19 protein-coding genes are annotated in these 17,119 nt (G+C 65.6%); 4 read left to right on the forward strand and 15 right to left on the reverse strand.

The annotated features are described in order from the left end of the window. Positions 1-192: 192 nt before the first annotated feature. Entirely contained in the window at positions 193-801 is a 609-nt protein-coding gene (locus MKI84_RS05450; RefSeq protein WP_241617214.1) for an outer membrane protein, read from the forward strand. 383 nt (positions 802-1,184) lie between these two features. Next, positions 1,185-1,829 carry an outer membrane protein gene (locus MKI84_RS05455; protein ID WP_241617216.1) on the forward strand — a complete coding sequence of 215 codons (645 nt, stop codon included), beginning with the start codon at positions 1,185-1,187 and terminating at the stop codon, positions 1,827-1,829. 74 nt (positions 1,830-1,903) lie between these two features. On the opposite strand, the gene MKI84_RS05460 is transcribed toward MKI84_RS05455, so the two are convergent. The 11 genes from MKI84_RS05460 to MKI84_RS05510 form a co-directional block, all read right to left on the reverse strand. Beyond that, positions 1,904-2,512 (reverse strand): glutathione S-transferase family protein, encoded by a 609-nt coding sequence (locus MKI84_RS05460; RefSeq protein ID WP_241617217.1) that lies wholly within the window; start codon positions 2,510-2,512, stop codon positions 1,904-1,906. Between the two features lie 120 nt (positions 2,513-2,632). Then, positions 2,633-2,848 (reverse strand): cold-shock protein, encoded by a 216-nt coding sequence (locus MKI84_RS05465; RefSeq protein WP_241617219.1) that lies wholly within the window; start codon positions 2,846-2,848, stop codon positions 2,633-2,635. A gap of 88 nt (positions 2,849-2,936) precedes the next feature. Next, positions 2,937-3,809 carry a 23S rRNA (adenine(2030)-N(6))-methyltransferase RlmJ gene (locus tag MKI84_RS05470; protein WP_241617222.1) on the reverse strand — a complete coding sequence of 291 codons (873 nt, stop codon included), beginning with the start codon at positions 3,807-3,809 and terminating at the stop codon, positions 2,937-2,939. Positions 3,810-3,822: 13 nt separating this feature from the next. Beyond that, entirely contained in the window at positions 3,823-4,506 is a 684-nt protein-coding gene (locus MKI84_RS05475) for a ribonuclease T2 family protein (RefSeq protein ID WP_241617224.1), read from the reverse strand. Positions 4,507-4,515: 9 nt separating this feature from the next. After that, positions 4,516-5,061 carry a hypothetical protein gene (locus MKI84_RS05480; protein ID WP_241617227.1) on the reverse strand — a complete coding sequence of 182 codons (546 nt, stop codon included), beginning with the start codon at positions 5,059-5,061 and terminating at the stop codon, positions 4,516-4,518. A 98-nt stretch (positions 5,062-5,159) separates the two neighbouring features. Next, positions 5,160-5,456 (reverse strand): hypothetical protein, encoded by a 297-nt coding sequence (locus tag MKI84_RS05485; RefSeq protein ID WP_241617229.1) that lies wholly within the window; start codon positions 5,454-5,456, stop codon positions 5,160-5,162. Between the two features lie 40 nt (positions 5,457-5,496). Further along, on the reverse strand, positions 5,497-5,850 hold the full coding sequence (locus MKI84_RS05490) for a cupin domain-containing protein (protein ID WP_241617231.1): 354 nt from the start codon (positions 5,848-5,850) through the stop codon (positions 5,497-5,499). An 83-nt stretch (positions 5,851-5,933) separates the two neighbouring features. Then, positions 5,934-6,449 (reverse strand): peptidoglycan-binding domain-containing protein, encoded by a 516-nt coding sequence (locus MKI84_RS05495; RefSeq protein ID WP_241617233.1) that lies wholly within the window; start codon positions 6,447-6,449, stop codon positions 5,934-5,936. A gap of 184 nt (positions 6,450-6,633) precedes the next feature. Further along, positions 6,634-8,250 (reverse strand): regulator, encoded by a 1,617-nt coding sequence (locus MKI84_RS05500; RefSeq protein ID WP_241617235.1) that lies wholly within the window; start codon positions 8,248-8,250, stop codon positions 6,634-6,636. Positions 8,251-8,317: 67 nt separating this feature from the next. Next, a complete protein-coding gene (locus tag MKI84_RS05505) occupies positions 8,318-9,010 on the reverse strand; it encodes a cysteine hydrolase family protein (RefSeq protein WP_241617237.1) in 693 nt (230 codons plus the stop codon). A gap of 177 nt (positions 9,011-9,187) precedes the next feature. Next, the gene (locus MKI84_RS05510; RefSeq protein WP_241617238.1) at positions 9,188-10,363 is read right to left on the reverse strand and encodes a hypothetical protein; all 1,176 of its coding nucleotides are present in this window, start codon (positions 10,361-10,363) and stop codon (positions 9,188-9,190) included. 134 nt (positions 10,364-10,497) lie between these two features. On the opposite strand from MKI84_RS05510, the gene uvrB reads away from it, so the two are divergent. Beyond that, on the forward strand, positions 10,498-13,131 hold the full coding sequence (gene uvrB, locus MKI84_RS05515; protein ID WP_241617575.1) for an excinuclease ABC subunit UvrB: 2,634 nt from the start codon (positions 10,498-10,500) through the stop codon (positions 13,129-13,131). Positions 13,132-13,240: 109 nt separating this feature from the next. On the opposite strand, the gene MKI84_RS05520 is transcribed toward uvrB, so the two are convergent. Further along, positions 13,241-13,681 (reverse strand): GNAT family N-acetyltransferase, encoded by a 441-nt coding sequence (locus MKI84_RS05520; RefSeq protein ID WP_241617240.1) that lies wholly within the window; start codon positions 13,679-13,681, stop codon positions 13,241-13,243. A 161-nt stretch (positions 13,682-13,842) separates the two neighbouring features. On the opposite strand from MKI84_RS05520, the gene MKI84_RS05525 reads away from it, so the two are divergent. After that, positions 13,843-14,241 (forward strand): DUF805 domain-containing protein, encoded by a 399-nt coding sequence (locus tag MKI84_RS05525; RefSeq protein ID WP_241617242.1) that lies wholly within the window; start codon positions 13,843-13,845, stop codon positions 14,239-14,241. A 9-nt stretch (positions 14,242-14,250) separates the two neighbouring features. On the opposite strand, the gene MKI84_RS05530 is transcribed toward MKI84_RS05525, so the two are convergent. The 3 genes from MKI84_RS05530 to MKI84_RS05540 all read right to left on the reverse strand — a co-directional run bounded on the left by MKI84_RS05530 (position 14,251) and on the right by MKI84_RS05540 (position 16,933). After that, positions 14,251-15,372 carry a linear amide C-N hydrolase gene (locus tag MKI84_RS05530; protein WP_241617245.1) on the reverse strand — a complete coding sequence of 374 codons (1,122 nt, stop codon included), beginning with the start codon at positions 15,370-15,372 and terminating at the stop codon, positions 14,251-14,253. Between the two features lie 119 nt (positions 15,373-15,491). Then, positions 15,492-16,526: a Tim44 domain-containing protein gene (locus MKI84_RS05535; RefSeq protein WP_342593616.1), complete on the reverse strand. Its 1,035-nt coding sequence runs from the start codon at positions 16,524-16,526 to the stop codon at positions 15,492-15,494. 236 nt (positions 16,527-16,762) lie between these two features. After that, positions 16,763-16,933 (reverse strand): hypothetical protein, encoded by a 171-nt coding sequence (locus tag MKI84_RS05540; RefSeq protein WP_241617247.1) that lies wholly within the window; start codon positions 16,931-16,933, stop codon positions 16,763-16,765. Positions 16,934-17,119 lie beyond the last annotated feature (186 nt).

The following is a 17,119-nucleotide window of genomic DNA, read 5'->3' on the forward strand; positions in this document are numbered from 1 at the left end:
TCGTGAACGACGAAGTCTGGCGGTGCTGCGGTATTTTAATAATGCGGAAAACATCTTGATTAGAGGAGCGTTAATCATAACGCATCCTTTCAAACTACCCTAAGATTCTGCTCATAATTTTATGGGAACGTCGACGTTATCTCATTCGGAGACGACGGCGCTGTGCGCCTCTTTACGACGCAGGAGACCATCATGAACAGCAAGATGCTCGCTGGGCTCGGCCTCGCCGCCCTGCTCGCTTCGCCGGCGGCGGCCGCCGACATGTCCTATCCCGCTCCGGCAGCCTATGCGGCGCCGGCGCCAGTCTTCACCTGGACCGGCTTCTATCTCGGCGGCAACCTCGGTTATGGCTGGGGCACCGCCGATTTCTCCGGCGATACCGACGGCTTCATCGGCGGCCTTCAGGCCGGCTACAACTACCAGACCAGCGGCCCGCTCGTGATCGGCGTCGAAACCGACATCCAGGGCACGAATATCGGCAGCTCGACCTATGAGTTCGACTATCTCGGCACGCTGCGTCTGCGCGCCGGCTTCACCGTCGACCAGTTCCTGCTCTATGGCACCGGCGGCTTCGCCTATGGCCGCGCCGGCTATGAGCTCGCCGGTCTGACCAGCAAGCAGACCTCGACCGGCTGGACCATCGGCGGCGGTGCGGAATACGCCATTGACGCCAACTGGAGCGCCAAGGCCGAATATCTCTATGTCGACCTCGGCGACGAGACCTATACGACGATCGCCGGCCCGCGCAATGTCGGCAGCACCACCAACCTGCTGCGGCTCGGCGCCAATTATCGCTTCTGAGCGTTCCTTCGCCGATCCTGAACCGGCCCTTTTGCGGCTGCGAGGCTCCTGGTGGGGAACCTCGCAGCCGCTGCCGTTTCTGCGGTCAAAGCAAGCGGCGTGTAATCGAAATCTGTTGCTTTTACGCTACAGGTATTCGGAGATCGCCCGCGCATCGTGGCGAAATTGTTGCGCTTTTTTCGCTGCGGTTTACGACAAATTTACCTCCGAAAACACAGCGGCAGTAACTATTCGCGGCGGCATTTCACGGATGCGTGAAGATGCCGGGTCACGAGCACGTTACAAATTTTGCCGCAATCTCGCCCTCGACATGCCAAGCTCGGCTCCTATCTCCCCTCTCACGTCTGCATCGTCGTGTTCCGGCAGATCGTTGGAGAGTTACTATGAAGAAGATCATCAGCTCGGGCGTCGCCGCCGCCGCCCTTTTCGTCGCGGCCCCGGCTTTCGCTGCCGACATTGCCCAGCCTTATCCCACCAAGGCTCCGGCTTTTGTCGCCGAGCCGGTTTTCTCCTGGACGGGTTTCTACCTCGGCGCTAACGCCGGTTATGCTTGGGGCAGCGGCGACGGCCTCGCCGATACGCTGGCGATCGACCCCAATGGCTGGCTCGGCGGTGGTCAGATCGGCTTCAACTACCAGTTCGGCAACAATGTCGTGCTCGGCGCCGAAGCCGACTTCCAGGGCTCGGACATCAAGGACAGCAGCCTCGGCATCGAGTCCAAGATGGATTATTTCGGCACGGTCCGCGCACGCCTCGGCTACGCGTTCAACAACGTGCTGCCTTATGTGACCGGCGGTCTCGCCTGGGGTCACAATGAGGTCAAGGATCAGTATCTCGGCCTCAGCTCCGACAAGACGGCCGTGGGCTGGACTGTCGGCGGCGGCGTGGAATATGCCTTCGACAATAACTGGTCGGTCAAGGGCGAGTATCTCTACATGGATCTCGGCGATGACTATTACGACAGCATCGGCACCAAGACCGGCCTGACCAGCAGCGTCGTGCGCGCCGGTATCAACTACAGGTTCTGATTCCCGACGCCGGCTTTCCGGTTGTTGAGAGAGGCCCCGGGGCGATGGCTCCGGGGCCTTTTTCGTACCCGCGGTCAGGATGGGGCGCGGGTTGCCTCGAAAGCAGGCACGCGGGCGGCGAAAGCATCGAGCCAGTTCACCAAAGCGGCGTGATCGGCGCGCCAACTGCCGGCAAAACGCAGGTCGAGATACCCGAGCGCGCAGGCCAGCGCGATCTCGCCGACATCGGCGACCGCCGAGACCGGGCCGTGGCTCGGCGGCGCAGCCTCAAGCGCCTTGAGAGCCCGCGCGACCTTGCCGGCCTGACTGTCCATCCATTTGGTGCTGCGCTCGCCCTCCGCCCGCATGCGCACCTCGTAGACCTGCAGCAGGGCGGCATCCATCAGTCCGTCCGCCAGAGCCTGCGTGGTGAGCGCCTGGAAGCGCGCCTCGCCGCTCGCGGGCAGGATACAGCCGCCGCCGGCGAGGTCGTCGAGATACTCGAGGATCACGGGCGAATCGTAGATCGCCGCGCCATCCTCGCGCAGCAGCACCGGAATCTTGCCGAGCGGATTCTGGGTGCGCAGGGAATCGGTGGGGCTGGAGGTGTCCGCCCACTCAATATCGAGATGGATTCCGCACAGAAACGCGCCGACCTTGACCTTGCGGCCAAACGGCGAAGGCGGCGAGGAACGCAGCTTCATCGGGCATACCGTTTCACGAAAGGCAGGCCCGTCAGTGCGCCCGGCGGCGCACGCCACCATGGTGGTAAACCGGGCCGGCCGCCGGCGGCGGAGTGCCCCCGGCTTCGCGGCGCAGAATTATCAGTCCGCCGCTTCGAGGTCGATGGCCTTGGGGCCCTTGCCCCGCTTGTCCGGCTCGATCTCGAAACTCACGCGCTGCCCTTCCGCGAGCGTGCCCATTCCCGAACGCGTCACCGCCGACACATGGACGAAGACGTCGCGTCCGCCATCGTCCGGGCGGATGAAGCCGTAACCCTTTTCCGTGTTGAAGAACTTGACGGTACCCGTCGTCGCCATCGTGTATGCTCCTTAACTCCTTGGGTTGGAGTTGAAGCAAATCCGATGCCGGACGGCTTAGCCGCTTGGCGGCGTCGCGCAAACGGTGTCAGCGCTCGGGGATCAGCCAGCTGACGCGCACCCGGCCGACGCCGTCGCTGGAGAGCACCGGCGCGAGCGCCGAGAGCACGGTGCGCAGTTCATCCGCCAGCGTGAAGGGCGGGTTGACCACCACCATGCCGCAACCCGACAGCGTATCGGCCTGTCGGACCGCGCGAATATCGAACTGGATATTCAGGGTCTTGGGGATATGCGCGCGCTCAAGCTCGCGGCGGAACGTGTCGACGGCACGCACATCCTTAATCGGGTACCACAACGCATAGATACCGGTCGCAAAGCGGCGATAGGCGCTCGCCAGCCCCTCCGCCATGCGGTGGAACTCGCCGGGTTGCTCGAAGGGCGGGTCGATCAGCACCAGCCCGCGGCGCTCCTTGGGCGGCAGATGGGCACCGAGCGCCTGCCAAGCGTCCATCGGCAGCACCTTGGCGCGGGCGTCTCGCCCCACCGCCTCGGTCAGCGCGGCGCGCACGCCGGGCTCGGTCTCACAGAACAGCAGGCGGTCCTGGGGCCGGGTCAGTGCCTGCGCGATGAGCGGGGAGCCGGGATAGCGGCCCAGAGGATGGGCGTCGCCGGTGCCGGCGCCCGGCGGGTTGAGTTCGGCCACCAGAGCCAGCCACGGCGCCAGCAACTCACGCACGGCGGGGGAGAGCTCGGCTCGAAGCACCGCACCGATGCCGGCCTCCCATTCGCCCGTTCGCCGGGCATCCTCGCCCTGAAGGTCGTAGAGCCCGGCCCCGGCATGGGTGTCGAGCACGCGGAATGGTGCGTCCTTCTGGCCGAGATAGGCGAGGATGCGCGCCAGCACGACATGCTTGACGACATCGGCGAAATTGCCGGCGTGGAAGGAGTGGCGGTAATTCATGTGAAAAAAGGCCTCAGCCGCCGCGCATGGGCGGCATGACGATTCGCTGCGTGCGGCACGAGCGGCGGTCGACCTCCTCGCAGGGCGCGAAGGCGAGCGATTTGTCGAGGCAGATCTTGACCTCGGTCAGGCGGCGACTGTCGCAGGCGACCGAGATCATATCGGCTTGCAGCCCGGGATTGGCGGCGCGGAACGCGGCCTCCACCTCGCCGGGCGAGACCATGCGGTAGTCGTCGATCCGGCGGAACGGCTCGGGAATGACGACCGCAGCGCGAGCCTGGCGCACCTTGTCGAAATAGGCGGTGGCGTCCAGCCCCGAGCACGTGCCGTGCTTGCGCCACTGGTGCAGCACCAGACGACGGCTCGGCATCAGTTCCAGCATCGAGCGCAGCACGGGTTCCGGGACGAAGGGCGCGGGATCCTGACAATATTCCGGCCAGCCGCGCTCGAATTGCGGCCACAGGCCATGGACCACGAAGGCGAAAGGCCGCGCGCGCCGGCACTGCGACGGCTCGGCGCGCGGGCCTTCCATCTCGCAATAGGTCGGTGACCAGGAAAGTGTCAGCACATAATGGTCGAACCGGCCGGGCGTGTCGGTGGAACGCGCGCCGGCAGGAAGGGCCGCGCCGGGGCCGAGCAGGAGAAGGCCGGCAAGCAGCGCGGCGAACGGGCGCCGCGCCGAGCCGTCACGCCTCACGGCACACATTCACGGCAGGGCCATGCGGCAATTGGGGGCGTAGGTCCATGAGCGGTCGAAGCCCTCCACGCACCATTCGACGCCCCAGGAATAGCCGATGAAGCCGCCATCCTCGACGATGGAATAGTACACCTTGGTGCGCTTGCCGGCGACCGGCTGCGCGGCGACCTTGCCGCCGACATACTGGCCATGGCTGGACGCGGGCACGCCGGTCACGACCACGTCGGCCGAGCAGTACCGGCGCGGAATGTACTCGTCGCCCCAGGGCCGGAACGCGATCTCATGGATGCGCTCGAAACCTTCCAGCGTGGCGGTGGAGTTCCAGAAGCGGCTCTCGGTCTGCGCGAAAGTCTTCTGGATGTGGCCGATCGCGGCGGGCGTGTCGCAGGCGGGCACGTTGCCGCTGTAGTTCGGGCCGGAGAGCCAGAAATTCTTCTCAAGGAAGCTCGCTGCCTGCGCGGCGCCAGCGGAAACCGCGAACAGGGCCGCGCCAGCCAGCAGCTTCGTCGTCCAACGTGTCGCGGCGCCCATTGCCCGGCTCCGATACTTGACCATGACAGCCCTCTCCCATGCGTTGGCGGGACGATGCATTCCACCTCGCCACCGGTCAAGGACGGGGGAGCAACACATGAGGTAAAATCCACGGGGCCGGGTCAATGCGGCCGGAGCGCGCCCGCGGCGAGGCGCTGCGGCGCCGGGCGCCGGGAGACGCTGCACGGTTCATTGGCGAATACCCAGCTCGATACATTCTGGCTCATGGCGCACACCGCGATGAGCGGACCGGAGGGAGCCGAGAGGCACACCCGTTCGCCGAGCTGATAGTCCCGGCCACCGGCGCGACAGGTGCAGTCGGCGGCCGCGCTGCCGCCGGCGATCAACAGAAGGGCGAGCGCGGCGCTGAACGGGCGGGCCGACAGCGGAGAGGCGCACCGGCGGAGTTCATGCAGCATGTCGGCACCCTGTGATGAGGCGCGTGCTGCGTGAAATCTGTCAGATAAGGCGGATGACGTAAAGTTTGCGGGTGGTCTCGACCACTTCCCACACGCCCTTGAAGCCGGGACGGATCACGAAAGTGTCGCCTGCCTTCAGCGTCACCGGCGCCTCACCGTCCTCGTGGAGGATCGAGATGCCGGCGGTGAGGGTGCAGAACTCCCACTCTTCATAGTCGACCCGCCAGGCGCCGGGGGAGGATTCCCAGATGCCGGCGAACAGCGCACCGTCCGGCAGCGTCTCGGCGTTCCAGGTCAAATGGCGAGGATCGCCGGAGACGATGCGATCGGGCGGCGGAGCGGTCTCCTCCGGGGCGCCGAGGGTGGCGAGATCGATGGGCAGCAGAAAGGACATGGCGCGTTCCACGGCAAGGGCGACAGGGGCCGAGACTAGCAAGAACGGGGCCCGGTCGAGGCCGGACCCCGTTCCGCCAGTGCTCAGTTGAAGAAGCTCTTGATGGTCGCCCAGATCGAGCGGGACGGTGCTTCGCCGGCGGCCGATGCCTCGGTCACGCCAGCCTCCTTTGCGGCCTCGGGCGTGATCTGCGCCTTCTCGATCACGGCGGGGGTGATCTCGGCAAACAGGGCGAGCTTGGCCAGTGTCGCCGGGCCGGCGAAGCCGTCGGCCTCAAGACCCTTGCTGGCCTGATAATCCTTGACCGCCTTCTGGGTGCCGGCGCCGAACTTGCCGTCGGCGGCGATGCCGAGCGCGGATTGCAGCTTCTTCACCGTTTCGCCGGACGTGCCGACCTTCAGCAGGACCAACTCGTAAAGACCAAGGGCGGCGAAGGTGTCGGGGCCGGCAATGCCATCGGCCTTGAGGCCATTCTGCTTCTGGTAGGCCTCCAGTGCTTCCTCGGTCTTGGGACCGAACCGGCCGTCGGCGGGAACGCCGAGCTTGGTCTGCAGGATCTTCACCGGCTCTCCGGAGAGCCCTTTTTTCAGGACCGACATGGGGTGTGCCTCCTTCTTGACTGCGCGCGCCGGCGGCGCCGGTACGCGGGAGGCGATGAGAGCACAGCTTCGATGTCGGGAGAATGGCCAGTGTGGCGGGAGGAGCCGCGAACGAGAAAGGGCGCGGCCTCCCCGTGGTGGCCGCGCCCGCTCGCTCGTCTCGATCCGCCCCCGACGGGAGGAGCTATTCCGCCGGTGCGGGGTGAGCCCCCTCCAGCATCACATCGTCCGGCACCGTGTCCACGACCGCATATTTCGCGCAGCCGAACAGGAAGCCGGCGACGAGCACATAGGAAAGCGCCACGCCGGGCTGAACGGCGATACCCACCGTCTCGCCATGCATGAAGCCGAAGAAGGTGAGTACCGCCCCGGCCAGGGCGAAGGCGGCGGCGTGGGTGAATTTGCGGTCGATGACGAAGACGCCGATGGCGCCCAGCACCAGACCGACCAGGATGGCGCCGCCACCCATTATTTCCAGCCCGTGATAGAGCACGCCGACCGCGCCGAGCTTCTCCATGCCGATCGCGGCAGCCGAACTGCCGGCCATGCCGAGCGCATTGTCGATCAGGAGCTTGGCCCAGGCGGCAAGGTGCGGGGTCAGCGCCAGCACCACGGCCGGGGCGTGGCGCGAGGGCGTGGTCTGGAACGCCTGCGCGCCGATAAGCATGCCAATGTACAGCAGGATCGGCGAAATCGCGACCACCGGGATCAGCGCCAGCAGCACGGCGATGATTCCGAACCAGGACAGCACGATGACCATCAGCCCGGTGGCGGCGGAATAACCGATGCGACCGCCCATGGATTTCCAGCCGGGGTGGCCGATATAGACCGCGTTGATGAACGGGTTGCCCATCAGGCAGCCGATGAGGCTGACCACGCCGTCCGCGCTCAGCACGCGTGTCGTGGGGTAATGGTCGCCCGCCGCCTCGGCGCTCTCCACATTGTCCATGGCTTCCACCAGGTCGTAGATGCCGAACGGGATGGCGGTGACGAGGATGACGCCGAGATAGTTGAAGCCGTGGAAGACGTGGTCGAAGGCCGGCAGCGGGATCGAGAAGCCGAAATTGGCGAAGGAGGCGCCGAGCTTTTCCACGCTCATGCCGCCATAGCCGAGACCGAAGATGTTCGAGCCCCAGGCGATGATCATGCCGACGGCGATGGCGATGAGGCCCGCGGGGATGCCCTTGGGGTATTTCACCCCGCCGAACCAGCTCACCATGATAATGGCGAAGCAGGTGAGGCCGATCACCGGCGTCATGAAGATTTCGAAAGCCGGGCGCATCGAGATGAAGGCGATGGAGACACCGGCCAGCGTGCCGAGCAGGGCCGCGCGCGGGGTGATGCGCCGGATGTAGGGTGCGACAAAGCCGCCGATCATCAGGATGAAGCTCTGGAAGAACACCCAGACGAGGCCGGCTTCCCAGCCCTGGATCGGGTCACCGGTGGCGGCGCCGATCGGCAGCATGATGACGAACACCACCACGAACATGTGCGGCACGCTGATGCCGGAGGGCAGGGCGCACACATCGTCGCGGCCGGTCTTCTTCGCGAGCTGGAAGGCGAGAAAGGCATAGTAGGCAGTCGACAGGAACATCATCAGGCCGACCGCCGGCAGGATGCGGCCGAACACGATCTCCGAAGGCATTTTCAGCACGAATTGCAGCAGGCCGGTCAGCACCAGCATGTTGACCAGGATGTTGGTCCCGAAGCCGAACAGGGCGTTCCAGTCACCCTTGGTCCAGATCGTCGGCCGCATGCCCATGCGGGACGGCGATATGGGGGTCATCTCGTTGTCTGACATGAAGCTCTTCCCCTCTTGATGGATATGGCGCGTGAGCGGCAGGCGACGGCAGGTTGAGGCGGTGTTTTCAGGCAGCTTTGGCCTTGTTGCCGAGCGCGGCGATCAGGGCCGAGGAATCGGAGACCCAGCCGAAGATGCCGCCCTGCGCCTTGATCATCTCAAGGCCGATGCGGTGGAACTCCGGGAAATAGGAGGCGCAGCAATCGGCGAGCGCCACACAGCGATAGCCGCGATCATTGCCCTCGCGGATCGTGGTGTGGACGCAGACCTCGGTGGTGACGCCGCACACCAGCAGCGTGTCGATGCCACGGTTCTTGAGCATCAATTCGAGGTCGGTCTGGTAGAAGGCGCCCTTGCCGGGCTTGTCGAGCACCGGCTCGCCCTCAGTGGGATAGAGCTCAGCGATGATGTCGTGACCGGGCTCGCCACGAATGAGAATGCGGCCCATCGGGCCGGCGCAGCCGATGCGCGCTTTGGGCTCGCCGCGCTCGACCTTGGCCGGCGGCGCGTCCATCATATCCGGGCGGTGACCCTCGCGGGTGTGAATGACCAGCATGCCGGCGGCGCGGGCGGCCTTGAGCGCGGCCTTGCACGGCCCGACGGCGGCCTGAAGCAGGGAGACGTCATTGCCCAGCGTTTCGCCGAAACCGCCCGGTTCCAGGAAGTCGCGCTGCATATCGATGATGACGAGCGCGGTGCGCGTCGGATCGAAGGCGAGTGGGGAAGGTTCGGCGGCGAGCAGGCTTTCCGGCATGGGCATCCCCCCGAGGCAAGCGATTTGCCATTGCATGCATTGATGCATGCATCAGGTGTGCCAACGCATTTTTGATATTAAGTGACTGTTATTGTTTGATTAAATTTGAGAGGTCGACTGCTCGGAGCTGGCTGTTTTCTGCCTGATTGCTCAAACATTAAGCTGTGTCGTCAGCGGTCGCATTTATGTCGCGCCGGCTTGGCCGATTTCGGTCATTTTCTTCGCCGCTTCGGTAGCGGCGTCCGTTGTCGCCTTGAGCGCGGTGGATTCGCCGGCGCCTTTCTCTGTCGTCGGCGCGGGTGGGCTAAGGTCGGTGTCTGCCAGAAGCTGGGAGGCCGGAGCCGAACAGAACTTGAGCAACTGAACGGCCGCGATGCCGAGATCGGCGCAGCTTCGCTTGATCATCTCGGCGACCATCTTGAAGTGCGCCGGCCGCGGTGTCGGATACCCCAGAGGGCGCGGGTTGGCGGTCTGGGCCGGCTTGCCAAGCGGCGCCATCGCGGCGGGCGGGGCCGGCGGGGGCGTCGGCGTCCCGTTGACGGCTTCGAGCGGGCGGCCCTTCAGGTAAGCAAGCTCCGCTTTCCAGTCCGAAAGCTCTCCAGCGCCGCCATGATAGACCTCCCGCAGCCGCGCGGTCAGCTCGTCATCGATCGTCGGGTCGTCCAGCCACACCCGCACTTCCAGCTCGATCGAATCCCGGTAAAGCGCCCCGACTTCCCGTTGCAGCTGAAACGCTTGCTCGCCGACCTGGATGAGGGCCTGCACGGTATCGAGGCCGCCGCTGGCAACCTTGGTGATGAAGGATTCGCCATCCTCGACCGAGAGCGAGGCGAGGGCGAGGCTGAACAGGTCTCCCTGCCAGGCGACCATAAGGTCGTCGAAAAAGACGCAGCCGGTGGGGTCGTGCTCGTTGTACTTTTTGCTGGCGCTTTCCCAGGCGGACCTGGCATTGACCGTTGCCGGCGCTGTCTCTCCGAACAGCTTCACCGCCTCGTTATATGCCGATCTATTCTCGGCCACCTGCGTGGTGATTTGTTTCTGTGCTTCGAGCGCGGCCGTATCACGATAGGCGCAGGAATAGGCCGCCGCATAGGACGTGTTTGCCTGCGATGCGCGCGTCGCGATGATGGTTCGATCCTTGGCCCCGCGCGGCGAGGTGACGCCGATGCGGACAAGCGACGCCTGCACCACATAGGCGCGCAGCACTCTCATTTTCTTGGTGTCGGCGCGCATCCAGTATTTGTCGGAAACATAATCGAGATAGCCGCCGCGATTATTGAATTCCTGCTTGAGATAGCTGCATCCAGATACCGTCAACGCCAATGCGAACACCACCGCGAACCTGCGCGTCCTGCCCATAGCTGCCCCGGATGCTGGTGTGAAACGTTCGCAAATGGGGCACTGATTCGCGTTTCAATCAAAGGTTGAAGTTCGGAAGTTCACAGCGTTCTGTGGCTCTTCCCACCGCCGCCCTCGCACCCCATATTCGCGCCATGGCCAAAGCTGCACGTCCCGGCGGATTCGGTGAGCGCTCTCAGCGCGCCTTCGAGCCCGCAACCTCCGCCACGCTCGACCCCGCGCTCGCCGAGAAACTCGGCGTGGCGCCGACCTCGGGTGCCTCCGCCACCGTCGCCGCGCTCTCCGCCCTGATCGAGAGCGGGCGCGCCGAGGTCGATAATCAGGTCTGGGTTCCCCATCGCCCGCCGCGCCCGGAAAAATCCGAAGGCGGTGTCCGCTTCGAATTGAAGTCGGATTACACGCCGAATGGCGACCAGCCGCACGCGATCGAGGAACTGTGCAAGGCGGCGCAGGAAGGCGAGCGCGACCAGGTGCTGCTGGGTGTGACCGGCTCGGGCAAGACCTTCACCATGGCCAATGTCATTCAGCGCCTTCAGCGCCCGGCGCTGGTGCTGGCGCCGAACAAGACGCTGGCGGCGCAGCTCTATGGCGAGTTCAAGAGCTTCTTCCCGGACAACGCTGTCGAGTATTTCGTCTCGTATTACGACTATTACCAGCCGGAAGCCTACGTCCCGCGCACCGACACCTTCATCGAGAAGGAATCCTCGATCAACGAGCAGATCGACCGCATGCGCCATTCGGCGACGCGGGCGCTGCTGGAACGCGACGACGTGATCATCGTCGCTTCCGTGTCCTGCATCTACGGTATCGGCTCGGTCGAGACCTATGCTTCGATGACACTGAAGATTTCGGTTGGCGAGCGCGTTGACCAGCGCCAGCTCCTCGCGGATCTGGTGGCGCTGCAATTCAAGCGTACGCAGGCCGATTTCGGCCGTGGCACGTTTCGCGTGCGCGGCGACGTGATTGAGATTTTCCCCGCCCACTATGAAGACAGAGCGTGGCGGGTGTCGCTGTTCGGCGACGAGGTGGAGAGCATCCAGGAGTTCGACCCGCTCACCGGGCAGAAGTCGCAGGACCTCAAATTCGTCAAGCTCTACGCCAACTCGCATTACGTGACGCCGCGCCCGACGCTGATCCAGGCGATGCAGGGCATCAAGGCCGAGCTGAAGATGCGGCTGGACGAACTCAACGCCATGGGGCGCTATCTGGAGGCGCAGCGGCTGGAGCAGCGCTGCACCTTCGACATCGAGATGATGGAAGCGACGGGAAGCTGCGCCGGTATCGAAAACTATTCGCGCTGGCTCACCGGCCGCCTGCCGGGCGAGCCGCCGCCGACGCTGTTCGAATACGTGCCCGACAACGCGCTGATCTTCTGCGACGAGAGCCATGTCACCGTCCCGCAGATCGGCGCGATGTATCGCGGCGACTTTCGGCGCAAGGCGACGCTGGCGGAATACGGCTTCCGCCTGCCGAGCTGCATGGACAACCGGCCGCTGCGCTTCGAGGAATGGGAAGCGATGCGCCCGCAGACCGTCCATGTCTCGGCGACACCCGGCAAGTGGGAGATGGAGCAGACCGGCGGCGTATTCGTCGAGCAGGTGATCCGTCCGACCGGGCTGGTCGATCCTCCTGTGGAGGTGCGCTCCGCCCGCACGCAGGTGGACGACCTGCTGGGCGAGGTGCGGCAGGTGGCGGCCAAGGGCTACCGCACGCTGGTGACCACGCTCACCAAGCGCATGTCGGAGGACCTGACCGAGTATCTGCATGAGAACGGCATTCGCGTGCGCTACATGCATTCGGATATCGACACCATCGAGCGCATCGAGATCATCCGCGACCTGCGGCTCGGGGCGTTCGACGTGCTGATCGGCATCAACCTGCTGCGCGAGGGGCTCGACATCCCGGAATGCGGGCTGGTCGCGATCCTCGACGCCGACAAGGAGGGCTTCCTGCGCTCGGAGACCTCGCTGGTGCAGACCATCGGCCGCGCCGCGCGCAACGTCGACGGCCGGGTGATCCTCTATGCGGACAACATCACCGGCTCGATGGAGCGGGCCATGGCGGAGACCGAACGCCGCCGCGCCAAGCAGATCGCCTGGAACACCGAACACGGCATCACGCCGGAAAGCGTGCGCAAGGCGATCGGCGACATCCTCAACAGCGTCTATGAGCGCGACCATGTGACGGTGGACAGCGGCTTCGCCGAGGCGCCCGCCGCCTATGGCAATAATCTGGCCGCCGTCATCTCCGACCTTGAGAAGCGCATGCGCGCGGCTGCGGCCGACCTCGATTTCGAGCAGGCGGCGCGGCTGCGCGACGAGGTCAAGCGGCTGCAGGCCACCGAGCTGGCCATTTCCGACGACCCGCTGGCGCGGCAGGACGCGATCGACGACCGCACCGGCGGCTATCGCGGCGAACGCAAATATGGCCGCGCCGCCAATCTGCCGGAGAAGAGTGGGCGGGGCGGAGCCAAGGGGAGCTCCAGGCCCGGCTCCAAATCGAGTTCCAAGTCGGGCTCCAAGTCCGGACCGCGCTCATCGCCGGGCCATGTCTCCTCCGGGCATCAGGCGCGGGCGGAGGAAGCGCAGGCGGCCTATGATCCCGACGAGACGCCGGTGCGCTCGCGCGTGGTGAAGCCTTCGCTCGACGATATGGGGCCGGGCACCGACCGCGCGGAGCCGCTGGGGCCGGAAGGCTGGACCCGGCCGGAGCGGCCGGACCCGATGACCAAGGGCTACCGGCCGGGCGGCCGGCGCAAGGGGCGGTGACGACGCGGGCATTTGCCCGGTCGCCGTGCTCACCGTCATCCTGAGCCGCCGGACGCTCGCCGGGTCTCGAAGGACGCCGATCCAGAGAGAGAGCGGCCCGGCAGGCGCGTCAGCTCGCGGCGGCGGGAGGTGCCTCGAACGTCTTCTTCAGCCAGACGCAGGCATGGCCGGGCGGGAAATCCTCGATCCGGCCGAACTCCTCATAGCCCCGGCGTGTGTAGAATTCCGGCGCCTGGAAGCTGAACGTATCGACATAGGCGCCGATGCAGCCCCGCCGCCGCGCCTCGGCCTCGGCCGCCGCCAGCAGCTTGGCGCCAATTCCCTCGCCGCGCGCGGCGGGCGAGACCCACAGCCAGTCGATGAACAGCCAGCCATAATAGGTGTGGCCGCGAAGGCCGCCCTGGGTGCCGCCCTCATCGCCGCCGCGGGAGATCACCCACAGCTCGCGTTTCGCGGCTGGGCCGGCCTTGGTGTCGTTGAAAGCGTCCAATCCCCGATCGATCAGGGCGCGGACCTCGGGGCCGGGATTTTCCTCGATGACGATCGGCATGGACATCTCCAGTTGCCGTAACAGCAGGGTTTATGCGGGGACATCTTCTAGCCCGAGGCATGCCGAAGTCCCAAATCCGCCTCATTCCCCAACGTCGTGGAGTGGATTATGTTCGACCCTGCGGCCGAATCCGGCCGCCGCAGCCGGCCCGGGAACGTGTCATGAATTTCAGCAGCGCCGTCTCTTCCGTTTTCAGCAAATACGCCACCTTCGAGGGACGCGCGCCACGCTCTGAATATTGGTGGTGGGTGCTGTTCTCCGTGGCGGTGAACTGGGCGACGACCTTTGTCGACACGCTGCTGTTCGGCGAGTTCTACCTGATGCACTATGACGAGATACAGGTGTTCACACCGATCTCGACACTGGTCGGCCTGGCGTTGATCGTGCCGTCGATCGCGGTCGGCGTGCGGCGCTTCCATGACATGCGCCATACCGGGTGGTGGCTGCTGATCGGCCTGACCGGCATCGGTGCGCTGGTGATCTTCTTCTGGTTCATGCGCCGGGGCACGGAAGGCCCGAACCGCTACGGCCCGGACCCTCTCGACCACCGCCCGGTGTGAACGGCCGGCCTATTGCGACAGGTCGATATCCGCCGCCGGCTGGTTGATCGGGATGAGCCTCACGGCCTTGGCGTCGAGGTCGAGCTTGCTGAAGTCGAGCTTGCGCGCGGTGGGGTTGGCGTAGTTCCAGATCGAATAGGTCATGTTCTTCAGGTCGGCGATGCCGCTCCATTCGGTGATCTCGAAACCAGCAACGCCGCCCCCGGCACCACCCGCTACCGTGACCACCGAGCCCGGCGGGATGTCGAAATTGTTGAGGATGTGCCTGGCCGCCGTCGACGCTTGAGCGGTGGTCGGGATATCCGGCAGGTTCTGCACGAAATTGAAGGCGCGCACGAAGCGCGAGGGCGAAAGTGAATCGCCCGGCATGCCGTGCAGCCCGGCGCCGGTGCTCGGGGCGGCAATGGTCAGGTCGCCGACCTTGCGCGGGGCCGGCTCCTTGCCCGAGAGATTGCCGTAAAGGCCGAGATTGGCGAGGTGCCAGGGCAGGGCCGGCGCATTGGTCAGCACGCCGGTCGGGTTGTCGTACATGTTGAGGTGGCCGTCGACATATTCGATGACGAGGCTGTTGCCGCCCGCGTCGTGCAGCGTGACATGGAGCGGAACCAGGCCCTGGAACGTCGCCTGCGGCGCATTCGAGACCTTGATCTTCGGCAGGTTGGCGCGGACCTCCGCGACCGTCGCGAAGCTGGTCAGGATATAGGTCAGCATCTCGAAGGAGGCGATCGAGTTGCCGGCCTCGGCGGGCGGCACGTCCTGGAATTTGGCGAGGCCAGGGAAGAACAGCAGCCCGCCGGCAAGGCCCTTCTCGTTCATTCCGTCGATGAGTACTGGCAGGCCGAGGCCGTTGGCGCCGGCCGCGCCATATTTGCCGGTCCAGGCCAGCCCGCCGTCCGCCGTGCCGTCAGGCGCGGTGCCCTTGATAGTGAGGTTGCGCGGGATGACGATGAGCTGCGAGTTCAGCGGGAGGCCGAATTCCAGGGTGCGGCCATAGACCTTGCCCCCATCCTTCGCCGACAGCAGGAAGGAGGTGCAGGCCTGCGCGGCAATCGGCGAGAAGGCGAGCGAGGTCGACATCAGCGCCGCGATCGCGCCGCGCCCTAGAAGACGAGACCCGGGAAAGTTGGACATGGCATTTTCTCCCCGCCGGCTGATTCCAGCTTGTCGGGCGAGTATGCGATCAAAGGCCGGCGGTGACGATGGCCTGTCGCAAGAACGCCCGCCTTTGGGGGCGGGCGTTCCGGGGTCGATCAGGCCTGCTGGAGGGCGCTCAGGCGCCACTCCCCGCCCGGCGGGCGGGCGAAGGTCCAGAATTCGGTCGCCTGCGTCGCGCGGTCAGGGTCGCCCTGCACCACGCGGCCGGTCGCGCTCTCGACGATCACGTCCTTCATCTCGTAGCGCATGGCGACGGTGGCGTAGTCGGCCTCGCCCTCGCTCCAGGCCTCGGACAGGTCGCCCTGCAGCAGCTTGACGTCGGAGAGCTTGTTCTCCAGCCCGTCACGAGCCAGTTCGTCCAGCTCCTCGCCGATATAGGAGGCCATTTCCGGGGTCAGCAGACGCTCCAGCGTCACGCGGTCATTGGCGCCATAAGCGGTCTGGATTTCGGTCAGCAGCTTCTCGAAGCTGTCGAAATCCGAACCCTGAAGCTTCAGCGGTCGTCCGCGCGGGGCCGAGCCGAAGCCGAAGTTGCCGCGCGGGCCGGCCGCAGCGTCACCGCCACCGGTAGCGGTGGTGCCGGGCGTGTTGGCGCCTTCCAGAGAGGAGCGCTGCATGGGATCGGGACGCGGGCCGCCGGCATAGGACGGCTGGTTGCGCGAGCGCATCCAGCCCATGACGAGGCGCACCACAACCACGATCAGCGCGATCTGCAGCAGCAGGCCGAGAATGCCGGAGAGGCTGCCGAGGCCGGAGAAGAAGCCCGAACCCATGAGCAGACCAAACAGGCCGGCGCCGAGCAGGCCGCCCATCAACCCGCCCATGAAGCCGGGCCGGTTGAAGAAGCCGCCCGTCTGCGCACCGGGCGCGCGGGCGCCAGCGGCGGGCGCGGTCGTGCCGGGCTGGGTCATAGAACGCTGGATCGGCTGGGCGCTCGGCGCGGTGGGGGTCGGCGCCGGCGTCGACCAGGTGCGCGCGCCGCGGCTGCCGATGCTGCCGCTGCGGCCAAGCCGCGCTTCGGCGAAATCGGTAGCGACGAGGCTGCCGGCCATCAGCAAGGCGGTGACGACCGCAAGCCGGGCGAAGATCCGCCGCACGGAGCGACGCGCCGCCGGGGAACGCTCTGCCACAGCACGCTCTGCCTTGGCCGGGCGCAAACGCAAAGTCTTGAACATGTCTCTCCCAATCGCATGTCTGAGCGGGCAATCTCGCTGCCGCTAGGTAAGCGATATGGGGCTTTCCTTCCGGTTTGTCACCGGCCGAACGCTGCATTGCCGGACAAAGGCCCGGCAAAGTCTTTGCACGGTTGGCACGCGGCGCCATCACAAATCCGTGGGCGCTTCCAACCGCAGACCTCAAGGGCCGATCAGAAGCCGAGACGGGACTCGATAGCGGCGATGGAGCCGGTCGGGGCGTTCACGGCGAGGGCTGCCTTTTTTTCCGGCGAGTTCGCCACGTCGGCAGGACGCTGGGCTGACATGAACTTGGGTGCGTTGGATTGAAGCGCAGCCGGCAGGGGAGCCTCGGCGCGGTTCATGGGGGTAGGCATCGTACTGTCCTTCCTGATACTCGGTACGCGTTCGTCACGTTGTCGGCCGAAGCCGAAGCGGTATGCACAACCGGCTGTCCGATCATGCGCAGATGTTTATGAACCAACTGCGCTGAATCATCGCTGACCGACCCGTTCATGTTCGCGGGGATTTCGTTCAGAATCGCGGCAACC

The organism is Ancylobacter gelatini (assembly GCF_022601675.1).
In the GTDB taxonomy this organism is placed as follows: Bacteria; Pseudomonadota; Alphaproteobacteria; order Rhizobiales; family Xanthobacteraceae; genus Ancylobacter; species Ancylobacter gelatini.